Here is a 17,627-nt window from a genome sequence, read left to right as displayed (position 1 = left end):
TCAACCTCGGGCAATCAGGATCAGGGCCAGCACAATCAGCGCCAGGGCCAGCCAGCGCTCGGCATTGACCGGTTTGCGGGTGCTGCCGAACCAGCCGAAATGGTCGATCAGCACGCTTTTGCCCACCTGCCCGGAGAGGATCGCGATCATGGTCATGGCAATGCCGATATAGGGCGTGGCCAAGGTCAGCACCACCACGTAGATCGGCCCCAGCACCCCGCCCAGCAACTGCCAGCGCGGCAACTGGCTGAAGGCTGGGCCCGGCTGCGGGCCGCTGAACAACAGCAGCAGCAACAGCAGCGCCGTGCCCACGCCGAAGATGCTCAGGGTCGCCCACAGATGCCCGACCTGGGTGCCCAACGGGCCCAGCAAACCGGCTTCCACCGACAGCCCCATGCCCGCCAGGATCACCAGCGGCAACAGCATCAGGCGCCGCCAGCCGGCAGCGGGTACAGCGCTCGCCGGCGGGTTCGGCAGCGCTACTTCTATAGCTTCAGAGGACATGCAACACCTGCTCGACATCAAGGAATGGCCGGCATTATCGATTGCACGAGCTTTGCGATAAATGGGAGCATACCGACAACACTTTTGCGCAAAACGCACAGCAGGATCGCCCCATGCACGGCTTCAACGATCTCGGCTTCAAGGCCCTGCGTCTGTTTATCGCGGTGCTCGACCAGGGCAGCTTCTCCGCCGTGGCGCGCCGCGAGGGGCTGGCGCCCTCCTCCATCTCACGGCAGATCCAACTGATGGAACAAGCCCTGGGACAGCAGTTGCTCTACCGCCATACCCGCGCCGTCAGCCCCACCGAGGCCGGGCGCCTGCTGGGGCACCATGCGCGGCGGGTGCTGGCGCAGTGGGAGGAAGCCGAGCAAGCGCTGCAAGAGCAGCAGGACGAACCGGCCGGGCTGGTGCGGATCAACGCCCCGGTGGTCTTTGGCCAACTGCACCTGTCACCCTGGCTCGGCGAACTGCACGGGCGCTACCCGAAGCTGCAACTGGATATCCAGCAGACCGACAGCTACATCGACCCCCTGCAGGACGGCACCGACCTGCTGTTTCGCATTGGCACCCTGGAAGACTCCTCGATGCAGGCGCGCCTGCTGGCTCCCCAGCGCTACCGAGTGGCGGCCAGCTCGGCCTACCTGGCCCGGCACGGCACCCCGCAACACCCGGAGCAGCTGCACCAGCACCAATGCCTGGCCTACAAGGGCGAGACCGGCCAGCAGCGCTGGTTCTTCCGCCAAGGCCGGGAAGACTGGACGCCCTACAGCGTCAAGGGCCCGCTGACCAGCAACCACGCCGACACCCTGACCCAGGCCGCCGAACAGGGCCTGGGGCTGGTGATGTTCCCTTCCTGGCTGATTGGCGAAGCCCTGCACCAGGGCCGGCTGGTGGCGCTGTTCGAAGACTTCGACGTGGCCACCAGCCTGGAACCGCAACAGATTGCCGCCCTCTGGCCCGGCAGCCGGCGACTCTCGGTGAAAGTGCGCACGGTGATCGATTTCTTCGTCGAGAAGTTCGGCCCGGAGCCGTACTGGGAGCGCCGCCCCGCGCCCACACCCGCCCCCTAGGCGCCGGCTGGCCAGCGTAGGCGCCAGCAAGACTGGCACAAGGCGCAGCGGCCCCTTCGCCGGCAAGCCGGCTCCTACAGGGCCAGTTGCAGGATCAGCCAGGCGTTGGCCGCGCTGATGATGGCGAACAGGCTCCAGGCCAGGACCCGGGTCGGCCAGCGGTTGACGAATTCGCCCATCAGGCGCGGGTCGTTGGTCATGCGGATCAGCGGGTACAGAGCGAACGGCAGTTGCAGGCTGAGTACCACCTGGCTCAGGACCAGCAGTTGGCCGACGGCGCCATCGCCCAGCAGCCAGACGCCGATGAACGCCGGGATCAGCGCCAGGCCCCGGGTGATCAGGCGCCGCTGCCAGCAGGGAATCCGCAGGTCGAGGTAACCCTCCATGATCACCTGGCCAGCAATGGTGCCGGTGAAGGTCGAGCTCTGCCCCGAGGCCAGCAGGGCAACGCCGAACAGCACGCTGGCCAGGGCGCCGCCCACCAGCGGGTCCAGCAGGTGGTAGGCATCCTGGATCTCCACCACGTCGCTGTGCCCGGTGTTGTGGAAGGCCGCGGCGGCGAGGATCAGGATTGCCGCATTGACCAGCAGCGCCAGGGACAGCGAGCCGATGGTGTCGATCCGCGCCAGCTTGATCGCATCGGCGCGGCTGGCCAGGTCCTGGCCGACCAAGCGGGTCTGCACGATGGAGGTGTGCAGGTAAAGGTTATGCGGCATCACCGTGGCGCCAAGGATGCCGATCGCCAGGTAGAGTGGCGCAGCATCGCTGATGGCCGAGAGCGACGGCGTAAAGCCCCGGGCCACGTCCGGCCAGTAGGGTTTGATCAGCCACAGTTCGATGAAGAAGCACACGCCGATGGTCGCCACCAGCGCTAGCATGATCGCTTCCAGCCGGCGAAAACCGCGGTTCTGCAAGGCCAGCACCAGCAGCGTGTCGAAGGCGGTGATGACGATCCCGGTGCTCAGGGACACCCCCAGCAACAGGTGGAAGGCCAGGGCGCAACCGAGCACTTCCGCCAGGTCAGTGGCGATGATCGAGACCTCCGCCAGCAGCCACTGGGTGCGCGCTGAACGGGTGCTGTAGCGCTCGCGACAGAGCTGGGCCAGGTCGCGGCCGGTGGCAATTCCCAGGCGTGAACACAGGCATTGCACGGCCATCCCGGCCAGGCTCGCCAGCAGCACCACAAACAGCAGGTTGTAGCCGTAGCGTGAACCGGCCTCGATCGCCGTGGCCCAGTTGCCGGGGTCCATGTAGCCGATGGAAATCAACAGCCCGGGCCCAGCGAAACGCAGCAGGCGCTTGAACAGCGAGGCGCCGGGATCGACGGACACGGAGCCCGCCACTTCCGGCGGGCAGAAGGGTGCGGTGGCTATTTTCGGCAGGCTGAATTTCACACGTGCTTCCAGGACGAATGGGCGCAAGGGCCCAGCTTAAAGGTTTCAGCGAAAGCACCCAAGCCTGAATTTTTTCCGCCAGGGCGCGTATGCTGCGCAACTACAACGCCCGCAGCAACGCGCTGCCAGGCATCGTTTCCTTATCCAAGGTTGCCCTGTGAACAGCACTGCGAAGCCCCCGGCAGACGATACGCTGCCGCCTTTCCTGCAACCCGGTGACCGGGTGCTGTTGTTCGACGGGGTGTGCAAGCTGTGCAATGCCTCGGTGCGTTTTGTCATCCGCCACGACCGCCAGCGACGGATCAAGCTGGCCTCGGTGCAATCGCCCCAAGGCCAGGCACTGCTGGCCTGGTTCGGCCTGTCCACCGAGCAGTTCGACAGCGTGGTGCTGATCGAAGGCCAGCACCTGTCCCAGCGTTCCACGGCGTTTATCCGCCTGATGGCCCTGCTCCCCGCCCCCTGGTGCTGGTTGCGCCTGTTGCAGTGGATTCCGCGGCCGCTGCGGGACTGGGGCTACGACCGCATCGCGCGCAACCGCTACCGACTGTTTGGCCGCTATGACATGTGCCTGCTGCCCAGTCCCGATCACCGCGGGCGCTTTCTCGACGACCCGTCCTGACACCCGAGGGGGCCCGGATCAATCGGGCTGGCGGCGGAAGAACAAGGTCACCTGCCCCAGCTCGACACCCAGCTTGGTCATGTAGGAACGATTGGCCAGGGTGTTCTCATCCAGCAGGTACATCCAGTCGTCGAAGTGCACTTGGTAGGTCTTGCCTTCCACCGGCAGGTTGAGCACGTAACGCCAGTGCAGGGTATTGCCGGAGACTTCCCCCAGGGCTTCGCCGACCACATCGTCGGCGGTGCCACGCCACAGGCCCGGGCCCGCCGGGCGCAAGGTCCAGACCCGGACTTGCCGGCTGCCGTCGCTGTAGGTGAAGGCCTCGTGCATGATGAATGCCTCACCTTCGCTGCGGCTGTCGATCTGCACATGGAAGCGCTTCAGCACCTCGCCGGAGCGTTTCTGGAACAAACCCCAGGCTTGCACCCGGCCACTGAAGAACTGGCGCAGTTCGAGCTGCGGGTTTTCGTTGCGGTACTGCTTGACGTCCTGGCCGCTGCACGCGGCCAGCAGCAGGCACAACACCAGCAAGCCATTCTTGAGCATCGATGATCTCCTGCGCCGCAGCCGTTACTGGCCCAGCAGTTGGGTACGCAATTGCGGATTGCGCGTGCGCGGGTCGAGCCAGATGGCGAAGAACGCCCGGGCGAAAGCCTCATCGTTGACCGTGTGCTGCAAGCGCTGGTCGACAAAGAACTGCACGCCGCGACCGGGCAAGAACACGCCGATGATCTTCCGGCCCGGCTCGACATCGACAAAGGCCTGCTGCATCTGCGCCTGCCAATCCTTGAGCTGGGCCGCGCTGACGTTTGCGCCGGACAGGCGCTGGATTTCATCGAGGCTGGTCTGCACCAGTTCGTCGCGACTGATGTTGCGCTGGTAGGTCAGTTCCAGGGCAAAGGGGCTGTCGGCCGCCAGTGGCTTGGCGGTGCCCCAGAGCCGCGCGCTATAGACCTTGAAACCAAACCAGCTGAACTCCCCGCTGCCCAGCACTTGGGCGTTGGGCAGCGCCTGTTGCCAGCCGGCGCTGGCGGTGGCGCTGAACAGCACCAGCAGCCACATCCAGCGAACCGCCGTCAGCCGCGCTGTGTGATTCATTCAGGGATACCTGCGCAGCAGCGGAGCAAACACCGGGCTGGCGCTGCGGGAGTCACGGTTCGGGTCTTTACCGAGGCTCTGGAGCAGCCGGTGGCAATGCCCGGAGAGAGGATCGTGCATGGCGCGGGTCTCCAACAGGCTGGCGCGGCAGACAGAGGCCTGCCGGCGCCAGGAATTGGCGGACCCAAGGTGGCCGATTACTCAACTGACCCAGCCCCTGTTCAACTTGGGCTTGACCTCAGGTCCAAAAGGGCGGGAGCGGTGGCCGCTAACCAAGCAACGTCCTGGTCAGGTTGAACACCACCCCACATAAAAACCTATACGAATAATTTATTTTTGTACAACTAACTGCCGAAAAAAATCCTTCCCTGTGAAAAAACTTATACAAAAACCATTCAGCTGCCCTGTCCAGGTACAAGAAAAAGCCAGACTGAAATTCATCTTCCAGCCCTGGATTGCCCCTAGATACGCGCCAACGGTGCATTTGGATGCTAGCGTGGCGCACCGTTCATCCGCCGAGTGCGCCCATGCTGCTGTTGAAACTGCTGACGGTTCCAGGATTCCTGCTGTTGATCTCCCTGGCGAGCAAGCGCTGGGGCCCCAATGTCGCGGGCTGGCTGGCCGGGTTTCCGGTGGTGGTGGGACCGATCCTGCTGTTTCTTGCCCTGGAACAAGGCCCGCTGTTCGCCACCCATGCGGCGGTGGCGGCCTTGTCTGCGTTGTTCGCCATGGTCGCCTTCAGCGTCGCCTACTGCCATGCCGCGCAAACCCTGGCCTGGCCCGGCGCCTTGAGCATCGCCTGCCTGGTCTGGGTGCTGCTGGCGGCGGTCATCGCCCAGTTCCCGGCGTCCCTGGGCTTCTCCCTGCTCTGCGCCGCCAGCGCCCTGTTGCTGGCACCCCGGGCGTTTCCCCGGGTAGGCACCCTGCCCACCAGCTCCGCCGCCAAGCCCGACAAACTGCCATACCGCATGCTCGCCGGTGCCCTGCTGACCCTGGCCGTGACCCTGCTGGCCAGTACCGTTGGCGAACGCTGGAGCGGCATGCTCGCGGTGTTCCCGGTGCTCGGCAGCGTGCTGGCGGTGTTCTCCCATCGCAGTCACGGGGTGGCCTTCACCACCGTCTTGCTGCGCGCCCTGACCACCGGCCTGTATTCCTTCGCGGCGTTCTGCCTGGTGCTGGCGCTGGCCCTGCCGAGGATGGGGCTGGGGGCTTTTATGCTGGGGGTGGCGGTGTCGATGCTGGTGTTGCTGTTGAGCAAGCACTTGTTGCTTCAGCACACGGGTGAGGCACAGGCCGAACAGCGTCGTTGAGCGCGGCATGAAATGACCGCTCGCCCTGGCAACCAGACACTGGCGCAGGGCTCAAGCACTCATGCATCATGCATCAGGCACAATTAGTCTTACGGAAGAGCGTGATGGGCAATACGGATACACAGAAGGCTTCACTGGCCCTGCGATCTTACTCAGGTCAGGTCGAACTGCATGATCACGACTACCACCAGATAGTCCTACCGCAGTCCGGCTCGATGGAAATAGAGGTCGATGGCCGCGGCGGCAAAGTCGACTGGAGCCAGGGTGTGATCATTCCCGCCGGAGCCCCCCACGCCTTTTCCGCCAATACCACCAATACCTTCCTGGTACTCGATGTACCCCTTCCGTCTGCCAGTACGCACAACACTGAAGCAGAAACCATCAAGCGGCTGAATGAAAAGAGCTTCTTTCCGGTGAGGCCGGAGATCCGTCATCTGCTTGACTACGCGACGCGCAGCGCGCCGTTGCTGACCAGTTCACCCGAGGTCGCTCAGTCCTGGAGCACCTTGCTGATGTCGTCCCTGGTACAACCCCACAGCAACACCCCCGATCATGGGCAATTCACCCTGGCCAGGGCTCTGACCCATATCGAAAACAACCTCGACAGCCACCTGACCGCCTCAGAGATCGCCCGCATCTCGGGCACCAGCGAACGACGCTTGTACATCCTCTTCGAGCAGCACCTGAGAACCACCCCTTTCGCGCATGTGACTCGCTTGCGCTTGAACCTGGCCATGGATCTGCTGCGCGACACTCAATTGTCGATCACCGATATCGCCCACCGGGTGGGCTACGCCGACCAGAGCGCGTTGAACCATGCGCTGAAGAAAAGCCATGACTTGACCCCGGCATCCGCGCGAAGGTGCTCCAGGGCCTACTGAAAACCTGCAGTCTGGAACAAATATCCGGCAGCACCGATCAATACTCGCCTGACCATCCTTTCTATCATCCCCGTTCCGAAATGCTCATCGGACGGGGCTCATGACACACACGACAACACCTTCCAAGACAACCACCACTATCAGGAGCGCCGGTTCCGCAACGGCGATTGGCGTGATTGCGGTATTCCTGTGGTCCTGCCTGGCTTTGCTCACCACCTTTACCTCGGGCATTCCGCCTTTTGAATTGCTGGCGTTAAGCTTTGCCGTGGCCTTTCTCGCCAGCCTGGGCATTCTCGGCCTGCGTGGTGCCGCAGGGTTTCACGGCTGGCGCCAGCCCTGGAAAGTCTGGGCGACAGGTTTCCTGGGCATCTTTGCCTACCACGCCCTGTATTTTTTCGCCCTCAAGGCCGCGCCCCCTGCCGAGGCGAGCCTGATCGCCTACCTCTGGCCCCTCCTGATCGTGTTGCTGGCGGGCGTCGCCGGCGGCCAGGCGCTGCGCCAACGGCAGCTGCTGGGCGCGATCCTGGGACTCGCCGGAACCGCGTTCATCATGCTGCAACGGTCACAGGCCAGCGTCGCCGAAATGCCAGTCGCCGGTTATGCCGCGGCGTTGCTCTGCGCGCTGGTGTGGTCCAGCTATTCGGTGGTCAATCGACGCTTCAACAACGTCCCCAGCAGCATCATCGGCGGCATCTGCGGCCTGGTGGCCGTGGCCGGGTTGCTCTGTCACCTGGCCTTCGAAACCACGATCCAGCCCGATTCCAGCCAATGGGCGGCCATCATCGGCCTCGGCCTGGGCCCGGTTGGCCTGGCGTTCTTCGCCTGGGATCACGCCACCAAGCACGGCAACCTGGCGAGTCTCGGCGCCCTGTCCTATCTCGCGCCACTGTTCTCCACCCTGTTGCTGATTCTGGTCGGCCAGACCCACGCCAGCCCGATCCTGCTGATACCCGCGGTACTCATCATCGCCGGCGCAGTGCTTGCCACCACACGCCAACGCGCGCCCCACGCCTGACTCTCTCTGCCTGCAAGGAACCTAAAAAAATGCACCTGATTGCTTCCGAAGGAGCTGCGAGGCTCGATCGTGCTGCCCCAAGGTTTTCGGTGGCCCCCACCCGGGCGACTCTTCAGTTCCTGGGCAACCCGTCTCAGACCACCAGCCATAGCGCAACACGTCGACGCGCCCATGGCGAAGCCCCCCGCGTGCTGTTGTTTGTCCCGCCTTACACGCGCCTGATCGAACCGGCGCCACAAGGCAGCGCATTTACCGACATCGGCATCGACACCTTTGAAGTGATGAAGCGCGCCGGAACCCCCATCGGCCTACTGCGTATCGCCACCGTCGCCAGGCGGGCCGGTTACGACGTGCAGATCATCGATGCGCCCTTCGCCGGCTGGGAACAGGAATCACGACTGGTGGACGTGGACCAGGGGCATCTGGTGCGCTACGGCCTGACCGATGACCAGATGCGCAAGATCATTGAAACAGCGCAACCCGATATCGTTGGTATCCAGTGCAACTACACCGTGCAATGGGGCAACGCCCGGGCACTGGCCGACCTGGTCAAGTCCATAGACCCCAACCTGGTACTGGTGACCGGTGGTGCACATTCAAGCGGTGATTGGCAAAACGCCCTGCTGGATTCGGCCTTCGACTTTGTACTGATCAACGAAGCCGATCGAGCCTTCACCCTGTTGCTCGATGCCCTGAGCCACCCGGGTGCCGACATCCATGGCGTTCCGGGGGTGGCCTATCGCGGCCAGCAGGGACAATTGATCCGTCCTTCACGCAAATCCAGCTACCTGAGCATCGTACCCGCGCGCCAGGACCTGGAAGAGCGCCTGGGAGTCATGCCCTTGCCAGACTTCAGCTTCCTGGACATGAACCACTACCTGCAGCCGTATCACTCCTCAGGCGCGCGAGTACACAAACACGGTGCCTGGGCGCAGATCTTCTCCACCATCGGCTGCAACGTAAACTGTAACTTCTGCTACATACCGAAGATCAACGGCCCCTGGCGTGCATTGGGCCTGGACTGGTTCGACCTGCACCTGGCGGACCTGGTCAGCCAGGGGGTGACCGAGGTGCTGATCGAGGACGACCACCTGATGCACGATCCGCTGTACGCCATGGAGGTCGGCCGCCTGCTGAAGAAACACAACCTGCCCTGGGTCGAGGAAGGAGGCCTGAGTCTGTTCAACCTGGTGCTGCTGCACCAGGGGGAACGCTTCCTCGCTGAGCTGGATGACAAGGAGTTGAAAAGCCCGCAGTACCGCAATGTGATCGCGGCGATCAAGGGCGGCCTGACTGCCCGCGAGTTCATTCGCTCAATTGCCGAGAACGGTTGCTACAACATCTACCTGGCGGTGGAGAGTGCCAACGAAGACAGCCTGATCAATTCGAACAAATCGCGCTTCAACGCGATCCAGCAAGCCACCTTTGAAATCATCGAGATGTTCACCGAGCACGGCATTCAAGTGACCGGCGGTTTCATGCTGGGTTTTGTCAACCCGCCGGCCAGCCCGGGGGCCAAGCCGTTCATTGAAAGCCTGGAGTTGATCGAAAGAACCACCGACTACGCGGTCACGCTGATGGGTGCCGGCATGGCCTACGCCAACCCGTTCATCGTGACGCCGATTCCCGGCACTGAGATGTGGGAGTACCAGCAGCAATATGTAGTGCGTCACTACGACAATGGCTGGTCCCATGAAAAGGCCACGATGGCCACCGACTCATGGAGCGCCGAAGACATCGAGAAGGCCAGGCTGGAACTTCTGGTGCGGGCCAACGGCGCCGACCGGGTCAGGGAAATGGTCCGCCGCGGCACTTGGCCGGTGGATGCCTGAGCGCCAAGAATAGAAAGATCCGACTCAAGCGCTGGCGCCCCTCTGACGGCAGGCAGCGGCTTGCCGGCGAAGACCCTCTCACGGCCCCTTCGCTGGCCAGCCAGCACCTGCAACAGGCTCCCACTGGCCATTGGTCCACCACGAAAAATCTCGCTGGAGCAGGCTGTGACGGCCGTGGGATGATGCGCGCCTTTGATCCAATGCCCGGAGATTGTGCATGTCATCCTTCGCTAGAACAGCCCTGGTCCTGATATTCGCCGCAGTGGCGGGCCTCGGCACCCTGAACGCCGTTGCAGCCAGTAAATCCACGGCCAAGCAGACACCGGGGGAGCAGGTCTCGCTGCTCGCCGGCAAGCTCGCCTTCACCCTGCCCAAGGGCTTCAGCGCCTCCGCCCTGTCGGCCGGCAGCGAGGCCAACGGCACCGAGGGCGCCAGCGGCACCCTGTACTCCAACGCCAGCACCAAGACCGTGGTGATCGCCGCGCAGAACAGCATTCCCAACGGCGTGCAGGTCAAGGACAACGACCCGGAATTTCTCGATCAGGCGGTCAGCGGCTTTCTCTCGCAACAGGCCGCGGCCCTGCCGGATTTCAGCAAGCAGAGTGAAAAAAGCATGACCCTCAAGGGCCTCGGCGTGCGCCAGATCGACAGCACCGCGACCCAGGGTGGCGGGCAAACCCTGAATTCGACCCTGATCGCCGGCTCCGGCACTCATGTGGCAGTGATCCAGGTGATCTCCCGCGCCGCCGACAAGGCCGGCCACGCGGCGCTGATGAAGCAGATCCTCGGCCAGTGAATGGATCGTCGGCTCAGGGGTTGAGCCCCTGCAGCCAGTGATTCAGTTCGTCGATCTCCGCAACACTGATGCTGTGGCCCAGGCCCGGGTAGGCATGGAACTGCGGCTTCAATGACAACGCTTGCAGCAGCTCGCTGGCGTCCTCACCGTCACTGAAGGGCAGGCGCTGATCGTCGGTACCATGGCCGATGAAGATCCCCAGGCGCTGCAAGGTCGGGTTGTCCTTAACTTCCGATGCCAGCACCGGGAGGATCTTCCCGCTCAACGCCGCAATCCCCCGTACCGATTGCGGATGGCGCAGGCCCACTTCATAGGCCATCACCGCGCCCTGGCTAAAGCCCACCAGCACCACTTTGTCCGGCTGGGTGTGGTACTTGGCCACCGCCGCCCGGACAAACTGGCCGATCAGTCTGGCGCTGCTGGCCAACTCTTCAGTGACGCCGTCGTAAGGGCCATGGCCCTTGCGCTGGAACCACTGGTAGCTGCCCTCCTCCAGGGTCTGTGGGGCCCGGGCCGAGAGGCAGGTGTCAGTCGCCGGCAAACGCTCGCAGATGCCGAACAGATCAGCTTCGTTGCTGCCGTAGCCATGCAGGAAAATCACCAACGGCTGGTTGCGGGTATCGCTGGGGGCCTGCTCCAGGTAGCGCAGCGGCAGATCGTCGCGCAGCGGGGTGTCGGCGTGGACAAAAGGCACGGCGAAAAACGCCAACAGCGCCAGGTAGCGGATCATGTCCTGCTCCTTATCAAAGGGGGGAGAGACGGAAAATGGATCGCCAGAGCCTAGCATCGACCGCCTCGAAGGATCATCACCCACATACTGGCCGATTGCCCTGGGGCGACGTATCCTGCGCGGCCATTCAAGGAGGAAGCGCCATTGAAGCTGCGCCTTTCAACCCTGCTGCTGGGCCTGGGCCTGTGCGCCCCGGTACAGGCCGCACCGACCGCCGAGACCGAGGCGACCTTCCAGCAGGCCATGCGCATGGCCGAGGACAACCAGCAACGGCTTGAACTGTTGATCGAGCAGGAACAACAGGGTCAGATGGACCGTGAGGCGTCGATCCAGGCCATGCAGCAGATTATGCCGCAGGTCCAGATCTACGAGGGCAAGTTGCGCCAAGCCAGTGCCGCGGGTCATGGCGTCGCCACTTACCTGCTGGCCAACCTGGAGGAAGGCCGCAAGACCTTGTCCGGCCATGACTACACGGCACAACACGCCCAGGCCTGCGCGCTGTACCAGAGCGCCACCGACCAGGGTTTGCTGGCCGCTGCGGTGATGCTGATGCGCGAATGCGAGACGGCGTTCCAGCGCTTCAAATTCAATGATCCCGAACTGCTGCGTCTGCGGGCGCAACTGCTCAAGGCCCTGGAGCAGCCCGACCCCTACGCGGACCACTACCCGTTGCCGGCCCGCAACTCGTTCTGTTTCAAGCAATGGGCGATGCCCAAAATCGAGCCAGAGCGGCCACTGGCCACGCTGAAAGACCTCTACACCCCGGCACTGCTGAGCCTGGAACAGTTTCAAGCCGACGGTTATTACCTGCTGGCGATCAAGGACGATATCGAGAATCCGCCGGCCCGGGGCTATTTCCAGCAAACCCGGGCCCTGGCCCCAGACTGCCTGGACCCCATCAGCCTCGGGGTGATGTTCGACGCCATGGACCGCCAGGCCCGCTGACCTCAGCCCCTGGCCGGCAGACCGCGCCAGGCCAGCGGTAGCAGCAGGAGCACCAGCAGCAGAAAGCCCACCTGGGACAGGTAGAAGGTTTCCCGCCACTGCCCGTGGGCCGCGACGTAGAAACTGTTGTGCAGTACGTCCAGCAGGATGATCGCCAGGGTCAGCAGCAGCCCCAGGCGCGGACGCCGCCACAACAGCAGCGCCGCCAGGGGATCGAACACCGTCAGCGAGCCCCAGAAGGCGCGGCTGGCCAGGAGCGTATCGGCGCCGTAGCCGTAGTCCCAGAGCAGGCCGTGGTCGAAGGCCGCGCGCAGGTGGTTGAAGGTGGCCGCCAGCAGGCACAGGGCGAACAGCAGGCGGATGCACAGGGACAGTCGGGGCATGGGCTAAGCGGCCTGGGCTCAATCGTTGATCAGCTTGCCAGCGCGAATCATTTCGCGCCCGGCAACCTTGGCCAGCCAGATTCCCGGCTGGGTGTAGCGCCCGCGGTCCAGGGCAAAGAGCACGCCGCTGGTACCGGCACGCACGGTGCTGACTCGGTCACTCAAGGGGTCGACTACCTCGAACACGGCATCGCCCTGCTCCACCCATTCGCCGGCATCGCGCAGGAAACTGACCACGCCGTGGTGCGGGGCGAACAGGTATTCGGTGCCCTCGAACGGCATGCCTTCACAACAGGCCTGCGGGGCTGCCGGCCACTCACCACTGATCAGCCCCTGCTCGGCCAGAAAGCCGAGGATCGCCTCGCAGTTGGCCCGGGCCTGCGGCACCTGGGTATCGCCCATGCTGCCCAACTCCAGGGTGGTGGCCAGGTTGGCCGGGGGGATTGCCGCCTGGGGAAAGTCCCGGGCCAGGCGCAGCCAGGGCGACGAACAGGATTCGTCGAAGGAGCTGCCCCCGGAGTCTTCACACAGCAGCGCCACGCCGGCCTGCAACCGCGCCGCCAGGGACTGCCACTGCGGCCAATGCTGAGGCAAGGCATAAAGATGGATCGCCGCCTCGAAGTCGCAATGCAGGTCGAGGGTGATATCAGCGTCACAAGCATGACGCAGCAGCAAGCGGTGCAAGGCTTGCAACTGCGAAGCGGGTGCCGGCAGTTGGTCCAGCACCTGGACCATGGTGCGGCGGATCAGGCCGACGTTGGCCGGCGCATCGTTGCCCAGTTGCTGGCCGACCAGGTCGCCCACCGGGCCGCTGAGCTCGACAAACCCGCGGTTGAAGTTCTTGCCGCTGCCCAGTTCGAAGCGGCCCAGGTGGCTGCCCTGCACGTGCTGGTCGAGGCCGATGGGATTGGCCACCGGTACCAGTTCGATCACGCCGTGCAAACGCCCCTGCTGTTCCAGCTCGGCCAGGCGCTGCTTCAGCTCCCAGGCAGTACGCATGCCGGGCAGCTCATCGGCGTGCAGGCTGGCCTGGATATACACCTTGCGGCTGCCACTGCCGAAGCGAAACACACTGAGCTGGCGCGAAGTGCCCAGGTGCCCCCAAGGCAGGGAATGGTCGATGCGTTGCATGGCAGCTCCAGGGATCAAAAAAGGCGTGGCGCAGAATAAAACAGTGGCGCACAAAAAAGGCGGCGACCGGGTCCCCGGCGCCGCCTTTTTTAACTCCAGCGGGTTTTACCCCAGCGTGTTACTCGCCGTAGACGTCGAAGTTGAAGTACTTGTCCTGCACTTGCTTGTACTTGCCGTTGGCACGGATCTCGGTGATGGCGCTGTTGAATTTCTCGGCCAGCGCCTTGTCACCCTTGCGCACGGCGATACCGGCACCGCCACCGAAGTACTTCGGATCGTTGTACTCGGGACCGACGAAGGCGAAGCCCTTGCCGGCGTCGGTTTTCAGGAAACCGTCGTCGAGGTTGACCGAGTCCGCCAGCAGTGCGTCGACCCGCCCGGAAACCATGTCCAGGTTGGCTTCTTGCTGGGAGCCGTAACGCACCAGCTCGATGCCGGCCGGAACCAGTACTTCAGTGGCGAAGCGGTCGTGGGTACTGGCGCGCAGCACCCCGACTTTCTTGCCCTTGAGCTCGGTCAGCGGGTCCTTGATGGTGGTGCCGGCCTTCATCACGAAACGTGCCGGGGTGTGGTAGTACTTGATGGTGAAATCAACGTTCTTCTTGCGATCGTCGGTGATGGTCATGGACGACAGGATGGCGTCGATCTTCTTCACTTTCAGCGCCGGGATCAGGCCGTCGAATTCCTGCTCGACCCAGGTGCACTTGGCTTGCATCTGCTCACACAGGGCGTTGCCCAGGTCAACGTCGAAACCGGTGAGCTTGCCGTCGGGGGTCTTCATCGAGAACGGCGGGTAGCCGGCTTCGATACCGATGCGGATCGGCTTGGCCTCGTCGGCCGTAGCGGTGAAGGAAAACAGCGACAGTGCCAGGGCACCGAACAGCACAAACTTGTTCATTTATAACTCCAGGAGCCGGAGACTTTTATTGGCAGAATTCGATTGTGGGGAAATCGAAGTGGCCAGCAGTCTAGAGCGGCTCCCGGGAAGCAGATTGTGTTTAAGCGACAAATACTTATAGAAAATATGCAGCCGCGATCAGGGTTTTGGGCCGGTGCCCCGAGGGGGTGCATTTACCCCCGAAAACCCGACACAAGCTGCAAAACGGGGCACGTTTGCAACCGCTGCCCTGCCCCGCCACCGCAGGTTTGGGCCGCGTTCGGACGATTGCCGTGCAGCAATCCCAACGACGCACAAGGCCCTGTGTGTCGAACGCGACCTCAGCCGATGGCCGCCTGCGGCAGCGGCGAGCGGTATCACGCCGTTCAACAGGCGCAGGAGACCGTCACGCTCTCGGCGCGCGCCACCTCGACGCTGAGCGCAAAGCCCTCATCCAGCCAGCCGGTGATGCCACCGATCATCTCCTTCACCGGGTATTGCAGGGCCGCCAGTTTCACCGCCGCCTTGTTCGCGCCGTTACAGTGCGGGCCGGCGCAATACACCACGAACAACGTGCCCCGGGAATAACCCGCCAAGCACTCGGCGTCGAGCAAGCGCCCGGGCATATTCAGTGCCCCGGGCACATGCCCACGGGCAAAGGCCTCGGGGCTGCGTACATCCAGCAGGACAAAGTCCAGCTCACCGGCCTGCTGGCTGCTGTAGACGTCGGAACAATCGGTTTCAAAGCTCAACCGGTTGGCAAAGTGCATCAGGGCAATGGCTGATGGGGCGGCGGCAATACTGCGGACCAGGCTGGTCATAGGCGTCTCCAAAAAACTCGCGGTAGGGGTGGGAAGGACTTTATCCGCCCTGCCCCCTGGCGCTAAAGTGGCGACCCGGACACTGACTGGTAACTTTCCGCCAAATGCACAATCACCCAGGCTTGGTTGCGATCCTGGCCTACGACGGCCTCTGCACCTTTGAGTTCGGCATCGCCGTGGAGATCTTCGGCCTGGCCCGGCCGGAGTTCGATTTCCCCTGGTACGAGCAGTGCATTGTCGCGGTGGATCAAGGCCCGATGCGCGCCATGGGCGGCATCCAGGTATTGACCGACGGTGGCCTGGAACTGCTGGAGCAGGCCCGCACCATCATCATTCCCGGCTGGCGCAACCGCGACCAGGCGCCACCGCAGGAACTGCTGGAGGCCCTGCGCCAGGCCTACCATCGCGGCGCACGGCTGCTGTCGATCTGTTCCGGGGTGTTCGCCCTGGCCGCCAGCGGCTTGTTGAACGGCCTGGGCGCCACCACGCACTGGCGCTACACAGAGGAACTGGCCGAGCGCTTCCCGACTATCCGGGTGGACCCGGACGTGCTGTATGTCGACTCAGGGCAACTGATCACTTCCGCCGGCAGCGCGGCGGGGATCGATGCCTGCCTGCACCTGGTGGCCCGGGACTTCGGCACCCAGGTGGCCAACAGCGTGGCCCGGCGCCTGGTGATGTCGCCCCAGCGCACCGGTGGCCAGGCACAGTTCATTCCGGCGCCGGTCAGCCGCACCCCGCGCAGCGACCTGTCGCGGGTCATGCAATGGGCCCGGGAACGCCTGCACCAACCCTTGGCGGTGAGCGATCTGGCGGCTCAGGCACTGATGAGTGAACGCACTTTTCTACGGCGCTTCAGCGACGCCACCGGGACCACGCCCAAGGCCTGGCTGCAGCATGAGCGCCTGGCCCGGGCCCGGGAGTTGCTGGAAAGCGGCAGCGAAACCACCGAAAGCATCGCCCTGCGCTGCGGTTATCGCTCGGTGGAAAGCTTTCGCGTGGCCTTTCGCAGCCTGGTAGGCCTGCCGCCCTCGGTTTATCGCGAGCGCTTCGGCCGAGCCAGGCCCCCTGTCGCTGCGAGGGCTCTGCAAGCCCCGTCCAGGGGGCCAGAGGAGCTTGCCTAGGCGGATCCGGAGCAAGCGACAAACACACTCCACTGCAGATTGTCGCCCCGCCTGAGAGCAAGGCGATTGACCGACGCCCAGGGACGCCTACTTGACCGCGGCCACCGCGACACCTTGGCCTTCGACCTCAAGCAGGGCCGCTTCCGACTGGCCGCCCGCCGCTACGGGCCGACGTCCCCATTCATCGTTGGCGACGATCCGATGCCGCGCATTGAACGATTGGAAATTTGCTATCGCGCTGGCATGAGCTCGCGCCTAGGGCTTGCGCAGCAGGTAAGTGTCCATGATCCAGCCATGCGTCTCGCGCGCTTGCAGGCGCACACGGCGGATCTCGTCAGCCACTTCGTCGAGGCGGCCGCTGATGAGGATTTCATTCGCCGTGCCCAGGTACGCACCCCAATAGATGTCCAGGTCCTGGCTACGCAACTGGCGGTAGGAATCCTCGGCGTCGAGCATCACCACCAGGCTGTCGGCATCGCTGGCCTGGCCCGCCGCCAGGCGCCGCCCGGTGGTGATCTCCAGCGAACGACCGATGCGGTTCAGCGGCACTTTGTGCTGGGCGGCCAGGGCCTGGACGCTGGTGATCCCGGGGATCACCTGGTAGTCGAACTGCGCCGCGCCGCTGGCCAGGATCTGCTGCAGGATGCGCAGGGTACTGTCGTACAGCGCCGGGTCGCCCCACGCCAGGAAGGCGCCGGTTTCACCGTCTGCCAATTCGTCGTTGATCAGCCGTTCGAAGATCTGCTGCTTGGCGTGGTTGAGGGCCCGGACGCTGTCCCGGTAATCCACCTCGCCACGCTGGCGCTCCGGGGTCTGCGCCTCGACGAAACGATAAGGCCGCTCAGTGATGTAGCGCTCGCACAGTTCGCGGCGCAGGTCGATCAGCGAGTCCTTGCTCGGCCCCTTGTCCATCAGGAACACCACGTCGCTGCGGTTCAGCGCCTTGATCGCCTGGACGGTGATGTAGTCGGGGTTGCCGGCGCCGATGCCGATGACCAGGAGGGTTTTCATGAGGGCAGGTTCTCGTTGCTGGGCCGGGGGCAAGTATGGGCGGCTTTCCAGTGCTGATAAACGCTTGTGTGTCTGGCGGCCAAGGT

At 63.9% G+C, this 17,627-nt stretch carries 19 protein-coding genes; 9 read left to right on the top strand and 10 right to left on the bottom strand.

What is annotated here, in order from left to right:
* Positions 1-504: a DMT family transporter gene (locus GV818_RS24430; protein ID WP_161777765.1), complete on the bottom strand. Its 504-nt coding sequence runs from the start codon at positions 502-504 to the stop codon at positions 1-3.
* A gap of 113 nt (positions 505-617) precedes the next feature.
* On the opposite strand from GV818_RS24430, the gene GV818_RS24425 reads away from it, so the two are divergent.
* Positions 618-1,574, top strand: a complete 957-nt coding sequence (locus GV818_RS24425) for a LysR family transcriptional regulator (RefSeq protein WP_161777764.1) — start codon at positions 618-620, stop codon at positions 1,572-1,574.
* A 74-nt stretch (positions 1,575-1,648) separates the two neighbouring features.
* Here the strand turns inward: GV818_RS24425 and GV818_RS24420 are convergent, their stop codons facing one another.
* A complete protein-coding gene (locus GV818_RS24420; RefSeq protein WP_161777763.1) occupies positions 1,649-2,968 on the bottom strand; it encodes an Nramp family divalent metal transporter in 1,320 nt (439 codons plus the stop codon).
* Between the two features lie 157 nt (positions 2,969-3,125).
* On the opposite strand from GV818_RS24420, the gene GV818_RS24415 reads away from it, so the two are divergent.
* Positions 3,126-3,587, top strand: coding sequence for a thiol-disulfide oxidoreductase DCC family protein (locus GV818_RS24415; RefSeq protein ID WP_161777762.1), 462 nt, complete (start codon positions 3,126-3,128; stop codon positions 3,585-3,587).
* 18 nt (positions 3,588-3,605) lie between these two features.
* Here GV818_RS24415 and GV818_RS24410 read toward each other — a convergent pair whose 3' ends face one another.
* Entirely contained in the window at positions 3,606-4,133 is a 528-nt protein-coding gene (locus tag GV818_RS24410; protein WP_161777761.1) for a DUF3833 domain-containing protein, read from the bottom strand.
* Between the two features lie 24 nt (positions 4,134-4,157).
* Complete coding sequence (locus GV818_RS24405; protein WP_178125096.1) at positions 4,158-4,667, bottom strand: chalcone isomerase family protein; 510 nt, start codon at positions 4,665-4,667, stop codon at positions 4,158-4,160.
* Positions 4,668-5,212: 545 nt separating this feature from the next.
* On the opposite strand from GV818_RS24405, the gene GV818_RS24400 reads away from it, so the two are divergent.
* The 5 genes from GV818_RS24400 (at position 5,213) to GV818_RS24380 (ending at position 10,519) form a co-directional block, all read left to right on the top strand.
* Positions 5,213-5,995, top strand: a complete 783-nt coding sequence (locus tag GV818_RS24400) for a hypothetical protein (protein ID WP_161777759.1) — start codon at positions 5,213-5,215, stop codon at positions 5,993-5,995.
* Between the two features lie 104 nt (positions 5,996-6,099).
* Positions 6,100-6,876: a helix-turn-helix domain-containing protein gene (locus GV818_RS24395; RefSeq protein ID WP_161759879.1), complete on the top strand. Its 777-nt coding sequence runs from the start codon at positions 6,100-6,102 to the stop codon at positions 6,874-6,876.
* 100 nt (positions 6,877-6,976) lie between these two features.
* Positions 6,977-7,891: an aromatic amino acid exporter YddG gene (yddG, locus tag GV818_RS24390; RefSeq protein ID WP_161759878.1), complete on the top strand. Its 915-nt coding sequence runs from the start codon at positions 6,977-6,979 to the stop codon at positions 7,889-7,891.
* Positions 7,892-7,920: 29 nt separating this feature from the next.
* Positions 7,921-9,723 (top strand): B12-binding domain-containing radical SAM protein, encoded by a 1,803-nt coding sequence (locus GV818_RS24385; RefSeq protein ID WP_161759877.1) that lies wholly within the window; start codon positions 7,921-7,923, stop codon positions 9,721-9,723.
* 217 nt (positions 9,724-9,940) lie between these two features.
* Complete coding sequence (locus GV818_RS24380) at positions 9,941-10,519, top strand: hypothetical protein (RefSeq protein ID WP_161759876.1); 579 nt, start codon at positions 9,941-9,943, stop codon at positions 10,517-10,519.
* 13 nt (positions 10,520-10,532) lie between these two features.
* Here GV818_RS24380 and GV818_RS24375 read toward each other — a convergent pair whose 3' ends face one another.
* Positions 10,533-11,249, bottom strand: a complete 717-nt coding sequence (locus GV818_RS24375) for an alpha/beta hydrolase (RefSeq protein WP_161759875.1) — start codon at positions 11,247-11,249, stop codon at positions 10,533-10,535.
* Between the two features lie 144 nt (positions 11,250-11,393).
* Between GV818_RS24375 and GV818_RS24370 the strand changes: the two genes are divergently transcribed.
* Positions 11,394-12,194: a hypothetical protein gene (locus GV818_RS24370; RefSeq protein WP_161777758.1), complete on the top strand. Its 801-nt coding sequence runs from the start codon at positions 11,394-11,396 to the stop codon at positions 12,192-12,194.
* Between the two features lie 2 nt (positions 12,195-12,196).
* Here GV818_RS24370 and GV818_RS24365 read toward each other — a convergent pair whose 3' ends face one another.
* The 4 genes from GV818_RS24365 to GV818_RS24350 all read right to left on the bottom strand — a co-directional run bounded on the left by GV818_RS24365 (position 12,197) and on the right by GV818_RS24350 (position 15,406).
* A complete protein-coding gene (locus GV818_RS24365; RefSeq protein WP_161759873.1) occupies positions 12,197-12,577 on the bottom strand; it encodes a hypothetical protein in 381 nt (126 codons plus the stop codon).
* Positions 12,578-12,595: 18 nt separating this feature from the next.
* Positions 12,596-13,708, bottom strand: coding sequence for a succinylglutamate desuccinylase/aspartoacylase family protein (locus GV818_RS24360; RefSeq protein ID WP_161777757.1), 1,113 nt, complete (start codon positions 13,706-13,708; stop codon positions 12,596-12,598).
* Positions 13,709-13,826: 118 nt separating this feature from the next.
* Positions 13,827-14,606: an ABC transporter substrate-binding protein gene (locus tag GV818_RS24355; RefSeq protein ID WP_161777756.1), complete on the bottom strand. Its 780-nt coding sequence runs from the start codon at positions 14,604-14,606 to the stop codon at positions 13,827-13,829.
* Positions 14,607-14,971: 365 nt separating this feature from the next.
* Positions 14,972-15,406: a rhodanese-like domain-containing protein gene (locus GV818_RS24350; protein ID WP_161777755.1), complete on the bottom strand. Its 435-nt coding sequence runs from the start codon at positions 15,404-15,406 to the stop codon at positions 14,972-14,974.
* A gap of 104 nt (positions 15,407-15,510) precedes the next feature.
* Between GV818_RS24350 and ftrA the strand changes: the two genes are divergently transcribed.
* Entirely contained in the window at positions 15,511-16,530 is a 1,020-nt protein-coding gene (gene ftrA / locus GV818_RS24345; protein WP_256679528.1) for a transcriptional regulator FtrA, read from the top strand.
* Positions 16,531-16,785: 255 nt separating this feature from the next.
* Here the strand turns inward: ftrA and cobF are convergent, their stop codons facing one another.
* Positions 16,786-17,541 carry a precorrin-6A synthase (deacetylating) gene (cobF, locus tag GV818_RS24340; protein ID WP_161759868.1) on the bottom strand — a complete coding sequence of 252 codons (756 nt, stop codon included), beginning with the start codon at positions 17,539-17,541 and terminating at the stop codon, positions 16,786-16,788.
* Between the last annotated feature and the right edge of the window lie 86 nt (positions 17,542-17,627).

The organism is Pseudomonas sp. Fl4BN1, from assembly GCF_009908285.1.
Classification (GTDB): Bacteria; Pseudomonadota; Gammaproteobacteria; order Pseudomonadales; family Pseudomonadaceae; genus Aquipseudomonas.
The sequence above is the reverse complement of the archived record's forward strand: the minus strand, read 5'-3'. Positions and strand labels throughout refer to the sequence as shown.

Excerpts from the sequence above, each read along its gene's own strand:
- GV818_RS24430 (WP_161777765.1), bottom strand. The coding sequence starts at position 504 with ATGTCCTCTGAAGCTATAGAAGTAGCGCTGCCGAACCCGCCGGCGAGC.
- GV818_RS24425 (WP_161777764.1), top strand. The coding sequence starts at position 618 with ATGCACGGCTTCAACGATCTCGGCTTCAAGGCCCTGCGTCTGTTTATC.
- GV818_RS24410 (WP_161777761.1), bottom strand. The coding sequence starts at position 4,133 with ATGCTCAAGAATGGCTTGCTGGTGTTGTGCCTGCTGCTGGCCGCGTGC.
- GV818_RS24400 (WP_161777759.1), top strand. The coding sequence starts at position 5,213 with ATGCTGCTGTTGAAACTGCTGACGGTTCCAGGATTCCTGCTGTTGATC.
- GV818_RS24395 (WP_161759879.1), top strand. The coding sequence starts at position 6,100 with ATGGGCAATACGGATACACAGAAGGCTTCACTGGCCCTGCGATCTTAC.
- yddG (WP_161759878.1), top strand. The coding sequence starts at position 6,977 with ATGACACACACGACAACACCTTCCAAGACAACCACCACTATCAGGAGC.
- GV818_RS24385 (WP_161759877.1), top strand. The coding sequence starts at position 7,921 with ATGCACCTGATTGCTTCCGAAGGAGCTGCGAGGCTCGATCGTGCTGCC.
- GV818_RS24380 (WP_161759876.1), top strand. The coding sequence starts at position 9,941 with ATGTCATCCTTCGCTAGAACAGCCCTGGTCCTGATATTCGCCGCAGTG.
- GV818_RS24375 (WP_161759875.1), bottom strand. The coding sequence starts at position 11,249 with ATGATCCGCTACCTGGCGCTGTTGGCGTTTTTCGCCGTGCCTTTTGTC.
- GV818_RS24365 (WP_161759873.1), bottom strand. The coding sequence starts at position 12,577 with ATGCCCCGACTGTCCCTGTGCATCCGCCTGCTGTTCGCCCTGTGCCTG.
- GV818_RS24360 (WP_161777757.1), bottom strand. The coding sequence starts at position 13,708 with ATGCAACGCATCGACCATTCCCTGCCTTGGGGGCACCTGGGCACTTCG.
- GV818_RS24355 (WP_161777756.1), bottom strand. The coding sequence starts at position 14,606 with ATGAACAAGTTTGTGCTGTTCGGTGCCCTGGCACTGTCGCTGTTTTCC.
- GV818_RS24350 (WP_161777755.1), bottom strand. The coding sequence starts at position 15,406 with ATGACCAGCCTGGTCCGCAGTATTGCCGCCGCCCCATCAGCCATTGCC.
- ftrA (WP_256679528.1), top strand. The coding sequence starts at position 15,511 with ATGCACAATCACCCAGGCTTGGTTGCGATCCTGGCCTACGACGGCCTC.
- cobF (WP_161759868.1), bottom strand. The coding sequence starts at position 17,541 with ATGAAAACCCTCCTGGTCATCGGCATCGGCGCCGGCAACCCCGACTAC.